Origin of the sequence: Micromonospora sp. WMMA1976, assembly GCF_027497335.1 — a bacterium.
GTDB classification, from domain to species: domain Bacteria; phylum Actinomycetota; class Actinomycetes; order Mycobacteriales; family Micromonosporaceae; genus Micromonospora; species Micromonospora aurantiaca.
This window is the reverse complement of record NZ_CP114912.1, coordinates 4,195,935-4,207,930: the sequence shown is the minus strand read 5'-3', so window position 1 is coordinate 4,207,930 and position 11,996 is coordinate 4,195,935. Positions and strand designations below refer to the sequence as shown.

Genomic DNA, 11,996 nt, shown 5'->3' with positions numbered 1-11,996 from the left:
AGGGCACCGGTCACGGTGTCCTCCCGCGTTGCGTTCCCGGGTCCGTCGATGGCGTACCGTCGGGCCATGAGCAGCCGACCCGCCGCCGGGGGTGGCCGGTGGGTCGAGGTCGACCCCGGCCGCGTCGCCCGCTGGGTCGAGGGCTTCACCGACCGGCACGGCCCGCCGACCACGACAGTCCAGGAGTACGGGCTGCTGCTCACCGCCCCGGACGGCGCCACCGCCGAGCTGCACACCCCGCCCGGCGCGAGCGCGTCGGCGGACGTACCCGGATTCGTCGCCTCCGCCACGGCGGCCCGCCGGCTCGGTCTGCTCCTGGCCCGCAAGGGCGCTGTCGCGGTCGGCGTCGCCGACGGCACCGACCTGGCGGTCTCCAAGGTGGACACCCGGTACGTGCAGGGCCGGACCGCGGCGGGCGGCTGGTCCCAGCAGCGGTTCGCCCGGCGGCGCGACAACCAGGCGAAGGCCGCCCTGGGCGACGCGGCCGAGCTGGCCGTACGCCTGTTGTTGCCGGAGGCGGGCACGCTGGCGGCGCTGGTGTGCGGCGGCGACCGGCGCGCGGTGGACACCGTGTTGGCCGACCGGCGGCTGGCCCCGCTCGCGACGCTGCGCGCGCCGCGCCTGCTCGACGTGCCGGAACCCCGGCACGCGGTGCTGGTGGCGGCAGTCGCCGCCGCCCGGGCGGTCCACATCCTGGTCCGCTGAACAGGAAAGATCACCTCAAGACGGCGCAATCCCGCTCCTCGATGATGCATCGAATCGACTCGATGCATATGGTCGGTGTCACGAAGCGGCGGGTCTCCGGGCGACCCGCAGGGCCCGCTTCACCTCCGCCATCACGTGCCGACATCGTTGGGAGAGAACAACTTCATGAGCGGATATCAGGACGGCCGGCTGCGGGCCCGGTGGCGCCGTGCGACGAGGCTCCTCGTCGCGGCGGCGGCGATGAGCGTCGGAAGCCTCGTGCTCACCACCGCACTCACGGCCGGTACGGCGAACGCGGGCCCGGTGCAGCGCGCCGCCCTCGCCGCGCCCACCGTCAGCAGCGTCACCGCGGGTGGCGCGCACACGTGTGCGATCAGCACCGACGGGGGACTGTGGTGCTGGGGCTCGAACTACGGCGGCCAGCTCGGCGACGGGACCACCACGAACCGCAGCGCCCCGACGCAGGTCGGCACCGCCACCTGGACGAACGTCGACGCCGGCTCCGGGCACACCTGCGCGGTCCGCACGGACGGGACGCTGTGGTGCTGGGGCTCGAACTTCCGGGGTCAGCTCGGCGACGGGAGCACCACCAGCCGCAGCGCCCCGACGCAGGTCGGCACCGCGACCACCTGGGCCCGGGTCGACGCCGGCCCCCAGCACACCTGCGCGATACGCACCGACGGCACGCTCTGGTGCTGGGGCTTCAACCGGACCACCCAGCTGGGCGTCGGCGCCTCGCCGTACGTCGCGAACACCCCGTTGCAGGTCGGCACGGCCACCGACTGGGTGAGCGTCTCGACCGGCTACGGGCACACCTGCGGTGTCCGGACCGGCGGCACGCTCTGGTGCTGGGGGGCCAGCTCGGACGGCCAGCTCGGGCTCGGCAACCTGACGCCCCAGACCGCGCCCGCGCAGGTCGGCACCGCGACCGGGTGGACCGGCGTCGCCGCCGGGTACGCGCACACCTGCGGGGTCCGCTCCGGCGCGCTGTGGTGCTGGGGGGAGAACGGATACGGGCAGCTCGGCGTGAGCGGCACGTACCGGACCGCGCCGGTGCAGATCGGCACGGCCACCACGTGGAACCGGATCGCCGCCAGCAGCGACACGTCCTGCGCGTCGCGTACCGACGGCACCCTGTGGTGCTGGGGCAAGAACTCGGCCGGCCAGGTGGGCGACGGCAGCACCAACCACCGGTCCGCGCCCGCCCAGGTCGGTACGGCCACCACCTGGACCGGCGGCCTCGCGGTCACCGATCACGGCTGCGCGATCCGTACCGACGCCGGACTGTGGTGCTGGGGCGACAACAGTGGGGGCCAGCTCGGTGACGGGACGACCGTCAACCGGTCCACCCCGGCTCAGGTGACACTGCCGGCCTGACCGGCCCCGGAAACGACATCGGCCCGCACCGCCGACCAGGTCGGCGGTGCGGGCCGGTGCACGAGCGGCTCAGGCCCCCGAACCGAAGGTGTCGCAGGACTTCGGGTCACCGGTGGTGAAGCCCTTGGTGAACCACTGCTTGCGCTGCTCCGAGCTGCCGTGGGTGAACTCGTCCGGGTTCACCGGCCGGCCGGACCGCTGCTGGATCGCGTCGTCACCGATCTTCTCGGCGGTGTCGATGGCCTGCGAGATGTCCTGCTCGGTGATGCTCTTGAAGATCTTCTGGCCCTTGTCGTCGGCCGTGCCGGTGGCGTTCTTCGCCCACGCCCCGGCGTAGCAGTCGGCCTGCAGCTCCAGCTTCACCGAGAGCGCGTTCGCGCTCTGCGGATCGCGCTGCTGCTGGCGGCGCATCTGCGCCTCGGTGCCGAGCAGGTCCTGCACGTGGTGGCCGTACTCGTGGGCCAGCACGTACGGCTGGGCGAACTCGCCCTCGGCGCCGAGCTGGTCGGCGAGCAGCTTGTAGAAGGTGAGGTCGATGTAGACCAGGTCGTCGGCCGGGCAGTAGAACGGGCCCACGCCCGAGTCGGCAGCGCCGCAGGCGGTGCTCACGTTCTGGCTGAAGAACACCGTCTTCGACGGCCGGTACTGCTCGCCGAACGCCTCCGGCATCGCGGTACGCCAGTACGCCTGGATCGAGTTGACGTAGAGCGCGTTGCGGCAGTCGAGCTGCTTCAGCGCGTCCTGCGCCGAGCACTTCTGCTCCAGCGAGGTGTTGTCGCCCTGCTCGTCACCGCCGCCGTTGGTGGCGGCGTTGAGGCCGAAGCCGCCGCCCACCAGGGCGACCAGTACGGCGATGATGATGCCCACGATCCCGCCCCGGCCGCCGCCGATCGGGATCGGAATGCCCATCCCGCCGCCTCCGCCGGACCCTCGCCGGTCGTCCACCTGGCTGGTGTCGACCCGCGCGTTCTCGTTCAGCTCCATGTTGACCCCGATCACCGATGTGTCCGTTTGTGATGGTTGCGGTACCGGACCGGGTCCGGACGGCGGATTTCGTACCCGATGATCTTGCGCGGTAATCCGGGGGAGGGGGCCCGCGGGGCCCGGTACACTTGCCCCCGTGCTGCGCTGCGAAGGCTGAACCGCCCCGCGCCGACGGGAAATTCCACCCGCCGGCGCTTTCGCGTGCCCTGAATCAGCCCTTCCGGACCCGAGAGCGAGTACTCCGAGATGATCACTGCCACCGGCCTGGAACTGCGCGCCGGTTCCCGGATCCTGCTGTCCGACACCACCCTGCGGGTGCAGCCGGGGGACCGGATCGGCCTGGTCGGCCGCAACGGCGCCGGCAAGACCACCACACTGAAGGTGCTCGCCGGGGAGGGGCAGCCGTACGGCGGCCAGATCGACCGGCGCAGCGCCATCGGCTACCTGCCGCAGGACCCGCGTACCGGTGACCTGGACGTCACCGGCCGGGACCGGGTGCTCTCCGCCCGCGGGCTGGACGTGCTCATGGCGCAGATGAAGGAGCTGGAGAACAAGCTCGCCGAGGGCGCCGACGACGAGCGGCTGGTCCGCCGCTACGGCGCGCTGGAGGACCAGTTCGCCTCGCTCGGCGGCTACGCGGCCGAGGCCGAGGCGGCCCGGATCTGCGCCAACCTCGGCCTGCCCGACCGCGCCCTGGCGCAGACCATCGGCACGCTCTCCGGCGGTCAGCGCCGCCGCATCGAGCTGGCCCGGATCCTGTTCCGCGACGCCGGCGAGAACGGCGGCGGCATCCTGCTGCTCGACGAGCCCACGAACCACCTCGACGCCGACTCGATCACCTGGCTGCGCGGCTTCCTCGCCAACCACAAGGGCGGCCTGATCGTGATCTCCCACGACGCCTCGCTGCTGGAGGCCGTGGTCAACAAGGTCTGGTTCCTGGACGCCACCCGCTCCGTGGTCGACACGTACAACCTGGGGTGGAAGGCGTACCTGGAGGCGCGCGAGACCGACGAGCGGCGCCGCCGCCGCGAGCGCGCAAACGCCGAGAAGAAGGCCGGCGCCCTGATGGCGCAGGCGGACAAGATGCGGGCCAAGGCCACCAAGACCGTCGCCGCGCAGAACATGGCCCGGCGCGCCGAGCGCCTGCTCTCCGGCCTGGACGAGGTCCGCGTCGCGGACAAGGTCGCGAAGGTACGGTTCCCGAGCCCCGCGCCGTGCGGCAAGACGCCGCTGACCGCGACCGGGCTGTCCAAGTCGTACGGGTCGCTGGAGATCTTCACCGACGTCAACGTGGCGGTCGACCGGGGTTCCCGGGTGGCCATCCTCGGCCTCAACGGCGCCGGCAAGACCACGCTGCTGCGGATGCTCGGCGGGCTGCTCGAGCCGGACACCGGCGAGGTGCGCCCCGGGCACGGGCTGCGGCTCGGCTACTACGCCCAGGAGCACGAGACGCTCGACGTGGACCGGACGATCCTGGAGCACATGCGCAGCGCCGCGTCCGACCAGACCGACACCGACCTGCGCAAGATCCTCGGCGCGTTCCTGTTCTCCGGCGAGGACGTGGACAAGCCGGCCGGGGTGCTCTCCGGTGGCGAGAAGACCCGGCTGGCCCTGGCCACGCTGGTCTGCTCCGGCGCCAACGTGCTGCTGCTGGACGAGCCGACGAACAACCTGGACCCGGTCAGCCGGGAGCAGGTGCTCGACGCGATCGCCCGCTACCCGGGCGCGATCGTGCTGGTCACGCACGACCCGGGTGCGGTCAGCGCGCTCAAGCCGGACCGCGCCATCCTGCTTCCCGACGGCGACGAGGACGCCTGGTCCGACGACCTGCTGGAGCTGGTCGAGCTGGCCTGACCCCGCCCTCGCTCTTCCCCCGCGCCAGCCCTGTTGATCATGAGCTTGACGGCACTTCTGGAGAGGCGGGGTCAAGGGGTGAGTGCAATCGTCAGGTGGTGATGAGTTGTGCGAGGCGTTGGGCTGGGGTGTTCCAGCCCAGCGTTTCGCGGGGCCGGGTGTTGAGTTCGTGGGCGACGTGGTCCAGGCCGCGCTGGTCGATGGCGCGGAAGTCGTAGCTGCTTTTGGGGAAGTACTGGCGTAGGAGCCCGTTGGTGTTCTCGTTGGTGCCGCGTTGCCAGGGGCTGTGGGGGTCGCAGAAGTAGACCGGGCAGCCGGTGGCGACGGTGAACACCGGGTGGGTGGCCATTTCCGTGCCTTGGTCCCAGGTCAGCGACCGGCGCAGGTGTGCCGGCATGCGGGCTGCCAGGGCGGTGAGGACACCGATGACGGCTTCGCTGTCGCGGCCGTGAGGCAGCGCGCCGAGCATCACATAGCGGGTGGTCCGTTCCACCAGGGTCACGATCGCCGAGGCTCCGGCCTTGCCGATGACCAGGTCACCTTCCCAGTGCCCGGGCACCGCCCGGTCGGCAGCCTCAGCCGGCCGGTTACTGATCCGCAGGTCCCCGATCCAGGGCCGCCGACTACGGGCGGCACCCGCGGCCCGCGACTGCGGGCGCCGCTGGGTGCGACCCGAGCGCAGCGCCACCTGCCGGGTCAACTCCGCCCGCAGGCTGCCCCGCGACTGCACATAGATCGCCTGGTAGATCGTCTCGTGGGACACCTGCAACTCCGGCCGGTCGGCGAACGTGGCCCGCAACCACGCGGCGATCTGCTTCGGAGACCACCTACGCGCCAGTTTCCCCGCCACCACCTGCCGCAGCCGCGTGCCCGCCGCCAACTTCGAGACCACCGGCCGCCGCCGGGCCCCGTCAGAACGCCGCTGCGCCCACTGCGCCTGATACCCCCACCGATACGGACGCCGAGCCCGCCCGGACGGCAGTGACCGCCCGAGCGGGTTCTTCGTCCCGTGCCGCGCACTGTTGTTCCGCGCCACCTCCCGCGACACCGTGCACACCGGCACCCCGAGAACCTCCGCGATCTGCGAGATCGTCCGACCCGACCCCCACAGATGCTCCAACACCTGCCGATGCCCGAACGTCATCACACCCGGCCTCGCCACCAGCCCCTCCAGCCCAACCAAGATCAGTTGCACTGAAGCCTAGAAACCGCCAGATCCAGATCGCCGTCAACTTCATGATCGACGGGGTGGGTCGGGGCGGGTCGGTCAGGTCCGGAGGGTGGCCAGGTGGGGGAGGACGCCGGAGGTGAGCAGGATGGCCGCGCCGATGACTTATGAATATCACCGGCGCCAGCCAGTGGCCGGCGCGGCCGACCAGGGCCACCACCCGGGGGTGCCGCCGAGCGCGGCGGCGACCGCGCACCACACGGCCACCAGTAGCGCGAGCGCCAGCAGCCAGACCAGGCCGGTGGCCGGGTCGAGGGAGCGGAACACCGGCACGTAGGCGGCGACGTTGTCGACTCCGTTCGCCACGGTGACCCCGGCGACGCCGAGCAGGCTGCCGACCACCGCCGGCGGCTCGTCGTCGCCGCGGGACATCAGCGCGCGTATGCCGAGCGCGATCGGCAGCAGGCCGAGCAGGCCGGGCCACGGGTCCGGCACCACGAGCAGCCCGGCGGCGGCCACCACCGCGACCGCGACGAGCGCGCCGATGCCCGCGTACTGCCCGGCGACGATCTGCCAGGGCCGGGGGCGTCCGGCGTGCCGGAGGGTCACGAACAGCACCATGAGCACGACGGTGTCGTCGAGATCGGTGGCGGCGAAGACACCGGCGGCACCCGCCGCGGCCGTGATCACGTCAAACACCCCGCGCACGATACGGCCCGCCGCACCGGCCATCGCATGATCCACACCAGTTCGCCGAAGTGGAGGTGTCCGGAGCATGGTGATGCAGCCACTTCGGGGAAGTGGTGTCGATCATGCGGGAGGATGCCGCCACTTCGCCGAAGTAGGGCGAAGTGAATCGTCGCCTGTCGATCGGTGGGCCGGTTGGGGGTACGTCTCGTGCTTTCGGCGGCATGGACAAGCGGTCACGAGGCGGGGCGTGGGGCTCGTCCCCCCGCTGCGATGCCGCCACCTCGCCGAACTGCCGCGTGCAGGCTCGCCGGCGGGGCGGTACGGATCAGCCGGCCGGAAGGATCACTCTATCGGGAAGCTGACATTGCGTAGCGTGTCGGTTGGCGAATAGTTGATATCTGGCGCATGATCGTCCGAGGCGGTCTAATAGGTGGGACCGTATCCGAACCGCACAGTCTGGGACGTGAGGAATCAGCATGGCAGCCACCGGCACAGCCACCAGCACTGAGAAGGGTCGCCGGATCGTCGGGGCCGAGCGTCAGACGCTCGCCAAAGACCTGGTAAAGCGGTACACCGGCGGAGAGAGCATCCGTGCTCTGGCGGCCTCGACCGGCCGTTCCTACGGGTTCATCCACCGGGTGCTCACCGAGTCCGGGGTGCAGCTGCGGCAGCGCGGCGGCGCCCGGCGCCGGAAGAAGGCGTGACCCGCCCCCCAGCGTCGTCCATCAGCGCGTTCCGGGGCGTCCGGTGACCGCCGAGACGACCGGAGTGCGCTTCGACTGCGACGGGCCGGTCGCGACGGTGACGTTGTGCCGGCCCGACGTACTCAACGCCCAGACCCCGGCGATGTGGCGCGCCATGAGCGACTTCTCCCGGGACCTGCCCGGCGACGTGCGCGTCGTCGTCGTACGCGGAGAGGGGCGCGCCTTCTCCGCGGGCCTGGACCTGACGGTCGCCGGTGCGACCGGGCCGGGCTCCTTCGCCGAGCTGGCCGCGATGCCGGAGGCGGAGTGCGCCGACCGGATCGCCGACTACCAGGGTGGGTTCACCTGGCTGCACCGGCCGGACGTGGTGTCGATCGCCGCCGTGCAGGGCCACGCCATCGGCGCTGGCTTCCAGCTCGCGCTGGCCTGCGACATGCGCGTGCTCGCCGCCGACGCGAAGCTCTCGATGGCCGAGGTGACCCTCGGCCTGGTTCCCGACCTGGCCGGCACGCGCCGCCTGGTCGAGCTGGTCGGCTACTCCCGGGCGCTCGAGATCTGCGCCACCGGCCGGCGGATGGACGCCGCCGAGGCGGACCGGATCGGCCTGGCCACGCTCGTGGTGCCGAACGACGAGCTGGACGGCGCCGTGCGTGATCTCTCCGCCGGGCTGCTCGCCAACAACCGGGACGCGATCATCGAGATCAAGGCGCTGCTCGCGGGCGCGGCCGACCGTTCGCACGCCGAGCAGCAGCGCGCCGAGCGGGAGGCGCAGACCCGGCGGATCCGGGACCTGGCCGGGCGGGGCGAATAGCCGGTACGGCGATTTCGTAAGGACCGTTCGGGAAGATCTGGGTTACTCGCGAGGTTGTCACAGGCGTCGGGAGAATGGACTCCGACGGTTCATGCTGCCCCGACGACCCGGAGGTGACGAGTGTCCCACCCGATGGCCGGCGGCGGCATGGGCGGCTGGAGCATGCTCCGGTCGCTGCGCAACCGCGACGAGGTCTCCGCCCACGAGCTCAAACGCGGCACCGCCCGGCGGATCGTCGCGTTCGCCCGGCCCTACCGGCGCGACATCGTCGTCTTCCTGATCACCGTGGTCATCGCCGCGGTGATCGGCGTGGCCACGCCGCTGCTCGCCGGCGACGTCATCGACGCGATCGCCGGCGGCGGCGCGGACGCCCGCTCGACCGTCGTCCGGCTCGCCCTGATCATCGCCGCGCTCGCCGTGGCCGACGCGCTGTTCTCGCTGGTCCAGCGGTGGTATTCGGCCCGTATCGGCGAGGGCATCATCCTCGACCTGCGCACCCGGGTGTACGACCACGTCCAGCGGATGCCGCTGCAGTTCTTCACCCGCACCCAGACCGGCGCCCTGGTCAGCCGGCTCAACAACGACGTGCTCGGCGCCCAGCGGGCGTTCACCTCGACGCTGTCCGGCGTGGTCAGCAACGTCATCCAGCTCGTGCTCACCGCCGGGGCGATGCTCGTGCTGTCGTGGCAGATCACCGTGCTGGCGCTGGTGCTGCTGCCGATCTTCATCATCCCGGCCCGCCGGGTCGGCCGGCGCCTGGCCGAGATCACCCGCGAGTCGTACAACCTCGACGCCAAGATGAACGCCACGATGACCGAGCGCTTCGGCGTGGCGGGCGCGCTCCTGGTCAAGCTGTTCGGCGCGCCGGAGGTGGAGGCCGACCGGTTCGCCCGCCGGGCCGAGCGGGTGCGCGACATCGGCATCCAGTCCGCGATGTACTCGCGGACGTTCTTCGTGGCGATGCTGCTCGTCGCGTCGCTGGCCCAGGCGCTGACGTACGGCGTCGGCGGCTGGCTCGCGGTCACCGGGGCGGTCAGCGCCGGCACCGTCGTCAAGCTGGCGCTGCTGCTGACCCGCCTCTACGGCCCGTTGACCGCGCTGTCCAACGTCCGGGTCGACGTGATGAGCGCGCTCGTCTCCTTCGACCGGGTCTTCGAGGTGCTCGACCTGCGCCCGACCATCGCCGAGAAGCCCGACGCGGTTCCGGTGCCGCGCGGCAACGGCCGGGTCGAGTTCCGCGACGTGCGCTTCCGCTATCCGAGCGCCGCCGAGGTGTCCCTCGCCTCCCTGGAGGAGGTCTCGACGCTCGACCGGACGGTGAACGAGCCGGTGCTGCGGGGCGTCTCGTTCGCCGTCGAGCCGGGTCAGATGGTGGCCCTGGTCGGTCCGTCCGGCGCCGGCAAGTCGACGCTGTCCATGCTGATCTCCCGGATCTACGACGTCAGCGACGGCCAGGTGCTCGTCGGCGGCGTCGACGTACGAGACGCCACGCTCGCCTCCCTGCGCGACGAGATCGGCGTGGTCACCCAGGACTCGCACCTGTTCCACGAGACGATCCGGGAGAACCTGCGCTACGCCAAGCCCGACGCCACCGACGACGAGATCTGGGCGGCGCTGGCCGGCGCGCAGGTCGCCGACCTGGTCCGGGCGCTGCCGGACGGGCTCGACACGACTGTCGGCGAGCGGGGCTACCGCTTCTCCGGCGGCGAGAAGCAGCGCATCGCCATCGCCCGGCTGCTGCTCAAGGCCCCGTCGATCGTGATCCTCGACGAGGCCACCGCCCACCTGGACTCGGAGAGCGAGGCGGCGGTGCAGCGGGCGTTGTCGGTGGCGCTGACCGGGCGTACCGCGCTGGTCATCGCGCACCGGCTCTCCACGGTGCGCGACGCCGACCAGATCCTCGTGCTCGACGAGGGCCGGATCGTGGAGCGCGGCCGGCACGACGAGCTGGTGGCGGTCGGCGGCCTGTACGCCGAGCTGTACCGCACCCAGTTCGCGGTCACCGACTCGCCCGCGCCCCACGCCGAGGCCGAGCAGCCCGAGCCGGTGGTGACCACGGTGCCGATGGGCACCTACGTCGCCCACGAGGCCATGCCCCCGGCCGCCGCCAACTAGCGGCCCGGCGAGACCACATCCCGGCGCCGAGCCGTCGACAGCGCGGCGGCGCCGGACGACCGGCCCGCGACGACCGAAGCCCTAACCCGCGACGACCTCGGCGCGCAGCTCGGCGAACGCGGCGCCGAGCGTCTCCGGGGTGAAGTGGGCGTTCAGGCCGCTCGGATTGGGCAGCACCCAGAGCCGGGCCGCCGCGAGCGTCTCCGGCTGCGGCCCGAAACCGGCCTTCGGCCGGGCGAACCCGATCCGGTACGCGGTCACCCCGACCACCGCCACCCAGCGCGGCCGGTAGTGCTCGACCTTCGCGGTGAGCGTGGCGGCGCCGTCGACCAGTTCATCGGCGGTCAGCTCGTCGGCACGGGCGCTGGCCCGGGCCACCATGTTGGTGATGCCGAGGCCCAGCGCCGGAAGCATGTCCTGCTCACTGGGGTGCAGCAGCCGCGGCGTGAAGCCGCCGCGGTGCAGGGCGGGCCAGAACCGGTTGCCAGGGCGGGCGAAGTGCCAGCCGGTGGCCGCTGACCACAGGCCCGGGTTGATGCCGACGAACAGCACGTCCAGACCGGGTGCGATCACATCGGGCAGCAGCCGGTCGGCCGCCGCGGCGAGCTGCTCGCGGCTGGGCCGGGGATGGCTGCGGGCGGGCGTGCCGGGTCCGGGCGCGGCCTCGGGCCGTCCACCGCCCGGCCGCCGTCGATCGCTCATCGGCCCACCGTCCCGGGTGAACGGCCCGCCGCAGGCGCGGCCACCCGCACCCGGCCGGCCGCCGCGGAAAGCCCGCCCACCGCCGCGGGAAGCCCGGCCGTCGCGCCCACCGTCACAGCCCGCGCAGCGCGCCGCCGTCGACCGGAACGGTGATCCCGGTGACGTACCCGGCGGCGGGGGAGAGCAGGAACGCGGCCACCCGGCCGAACTCCGCCGGGTCGCCGATGCGCCCGAGCGGGATCGCCGCCTCGGCCTGCGCGCGGGCCCGCTCCGGATCGCCGGAACCGGCCAGCAGCTCCCGGTTGCGGTCGGTCATGATCCGTCCCGGCAGCAGGCTGACCACGCGGACGCCGCGCGGGCCGAACTCGTCCGCCATGTCCTTGGCCACGCCGGCGAGGCCCGGCCGCAGGCCGTTGGAGATGCCGAGCCCGGGCAGCGGTCCGCGTACCGAGGTGGACAGCACCAGCCCGATCGCGCCGCCGTCGGTGAGCGCGCCGGCCACCGTGCGGGCGAGCCGGACGCTGCCCAGGAAGACCGTCTCGAACGACTCCCGCCACTGCTCGTCGCTGACGGTGGCGGCGGTGCCGGGCGGTGGGCCGCCGACCGAGATCAGCGCACCGTCGAGACGGCCGAAGTGTTCGCGGGCGGCGGCGACGAGCCGCTCCGGGGTGGCGGGGTCGGCGAGGTCGGCGGTCAGCCCGATCGCCCGCTGCGGGTCACCGAGCGCCTCGATCGCGGCGGCCACCCGTTCCGGGGTACGCGCGGAGATGACCACCCGGGCGCCGTCGGCGACGAGGTGTTCGGCGGTGGCGAAGCCGAGGCCGCCGGAGGCGCCGGTGAGCACGTACACCCGGTCGGCGAGTCCGAGATCCATGCACCGATCCTG

The 11,996-nt window shown here is 72.5% G+C and carries 11 protein-coding genes; 6 read left to right on the top strand and 5 right to left on the bottom strand.

The genetic code is table 11. From position 1 onward, the window contains the following. Positions 1-66: 66 nt before the first annotated feature. Together O7546_RS19195 and O7546_RS19190 are read left to right on the top strand one after the other, a co-directional pair. Complete coding sequence (locus O7546_RS19195) at positions 67-705, top strand: acVLRF1 family peptidyl-tRNA hydrolase (protein ID WP_194803160.1); 639 nt, start codon at positions 67-69, stop codon at positions 703-705. Positions 706-870: 165 nt separating this feature from the next. Next, positions 871-2,082: a hypothetical protein gene (locus tag O7546_RS19190; RefSeq protein ID WP_194803159.1), complete on the top strand. Its 1,212-nt coding sequence runs from the start codon at positions 871-873 to the stop codon at positions 2,080-2,082. A 69-nt stretch (positions 2,083-2,151) separates the two neighbouring features. Here O7546_RS19190 and O7546_RS19185 read toward each other — a convergent pair whose 3' ends face one another. Next, positions 2,152-3,066 carry a neutral zinc metallopeptidase gene (locus O7546_RS19185; RefSeq protein ID WP_269698124.1) on the bottom strand — a complete coding sequence of 305 codons (915 nt, stop codon included), beginning with the start codon at positions 3,064-3,066 and terminating at the stop codon, positions 2,152-2,154. A gap of 246 nt (positions 3,067-3,312) precedes the next feature. Here O7546_RS19185 and O7546_RS19180 point away from each other — a divergent pair, with 246 nt between their 5' ends. Further along, positions 3,313-4,920: an ABC-F family ATP-binding cassette domain-containing protein gene (locus O7546_RS19180; RefSeq protein ID WP_064445312.1), complete on the top strand. Its 1,608-nt coding sequence runs from the start codon at positions 3,313-3,315 to the stop codon at positions 4,918-4,920. Between the two features lie 91 nt (positions 4,921-5,011). Here the strand turns inward: O7546_RS19180 and O7546_RS19175 are convergent, their stop codons facing one another. Then, positions 5,012-6,064, bottom strand: a complete 1,053-nt coding sequence (locus tag O7546_RS19175) for an IS30 family transposase (RefSeq protein WP_228533124.1) — start codon at positions 6,062-6,064, stop codon at positions 5,012-5,014. Positions 6,065-6,262: 198 nt separating this feature from the next. Further along, positions 6,263-6,787 carry a cadmium resistance transporter gene (locus O7546_RS19170; protein ID WP_281599852.1) on the bottom strand — a complete coding sequence of 175 codons (525 nt, stop codon included), beginning with the start codon at positions 6,785-6,787 and terminating at the stop codon, positions 6,263-6,265. A gap of 467 nt (positions 6,788-7,254) precedes the next feature. Between O7546_RS19170 and O7546_RS19165 the strand changes: the two genes are divergently transcribed. The 3 genes from O7546_RS19165 (at position 7,255) to O7546_RS19155 (ending at position 10,408) form a co-directional block, all read left to right on the top strand. Further along, positions 7,255-7,482 carry a helix-turn-helix domain-containing protein gene (locus O7546_RS19165; protein ID WP_007072022.1) on the top strand — a complete coding sequence of 76 codons (228 nt, stop codon included), beginning with the start codon at positions 7,255-7,257 and terminating at the stop codon, positions 7,480-7,482. Between the two features lie 43 nt (positions 7,483-7,525). Beyond that, entirely contained in the window at positions 7,526-8,293 is a 768-nt protein-coding gene (locus tag O7546_RS19160; protein ID WP_194803158.1) for an enoyl-CoA hydratase/isomerase family protein, read from the top strand. Positions 8,294-8,425: 132 nt separating this feature from the next. Then, positions 8,426-10,408: an ABC transporter ATP-binding protein gene (locus O7546_RS19155; protein ID WP_194803198.1), complete on the top strand. Its 1,983-nt coding sequence runs from the start codon at positions 8,426-8,428 to the stop codon at positions 10,406-10,408. An 81-nt stretch (positions 10,409-10,489) separates the two neighbouring features. On the opposite strand, the gene mug is transcribed toward O7546_RS19155, so the two are convergent. Together mug and O7546_RS19145 are read right to left on the bottom strand one after the other, a co-directional pair. Further along, positions 10,490-11,110, bottom strand: a complete 621-nt coding sequence (gene mug / locus O7546_RS19150; RefSeq protein ID WP_194803157.1) for a G/U mismatch-specific DNA glycosylase — start codon at positions 11,108-11,110, stop codon at positions 10,490-10,492. A 112-nt stretch (positions 11,111-11,222) separates the two neighbouring features. Further along, positions 11,223-11,984, bottom strand: coding sequence for an SDR family oxidoreductase (locus O7546_RS19145; RefSeq protein WP_269697316.1), 762 nt, complete (start codon positions 11,982-11,984; stop codon positions 11,223-11,225). Positions 11,985-11,996 lie beyond the last annotated feature (12 nt).

Coding starts and splice junctions, on each gene's coding strand:
- O7546_RS19195 (WP_194803160.1), top strand. CDS start 67: ATGAGCAGCCGACCCGCCGCCGGGGGTGGCCGGTGGGTCGAGGTCGAC.
- O7546_RS19190 (WP_194803159.1), top strand. CDS start 871: ATGAGCGGATATCAGGACGGCCGGCTGCGGGCCCGGTGGCGCCGTGCG.
- O7546_RS19185 (WP_269698124.1), bottom strand. CDS start 3,066: ATGGAGCTGAACGAGAACGCGCGGGTCGACACCAGCCAGGTGGACGAC.
- O7546_RS19180 (WP_064445312.1), top strand. CDS start 3,313: ATGATCACTGCCACCGGCCTGGAACTGCGCGCCGGTTCCCGGATCCTG.
- O7546_RS19175 (WP_228533124.1), bottom strand. CDS start 6,064: ATGACGTTCGGGCATCGGCAGGTGTTGGAGCATCTGTGGGGGTCGGGT.
- O7546_RS19165 (WP_007072022.1), top strand. CDS start 7,255: ATGGCAGCCACCGGCACAGCCACCAGCACTGAGAAGGGTCGCCGGATC.
- O7546_RS19155 (WP_194803198.1), top strand. CDS start 8,426: ATGGCCGGCGGCGGCATGGGCGGCTGGAGCATGCTCCGGTCGCTGCGC.
- mug (WP_194803157.1), bottom strand. CDS start 11,110: ATGAGCGATCGACGGCGGCCGGGCGGTGGACGGCCCGAGGCCGCGCCC.
- O7546_RS19145 (WP_269697316.1), bottom strand. CDS start 11,984: ATGGATCTCGGACTCGCCGACCGGGTGTACGTGCTCACCGGCGCCTCC.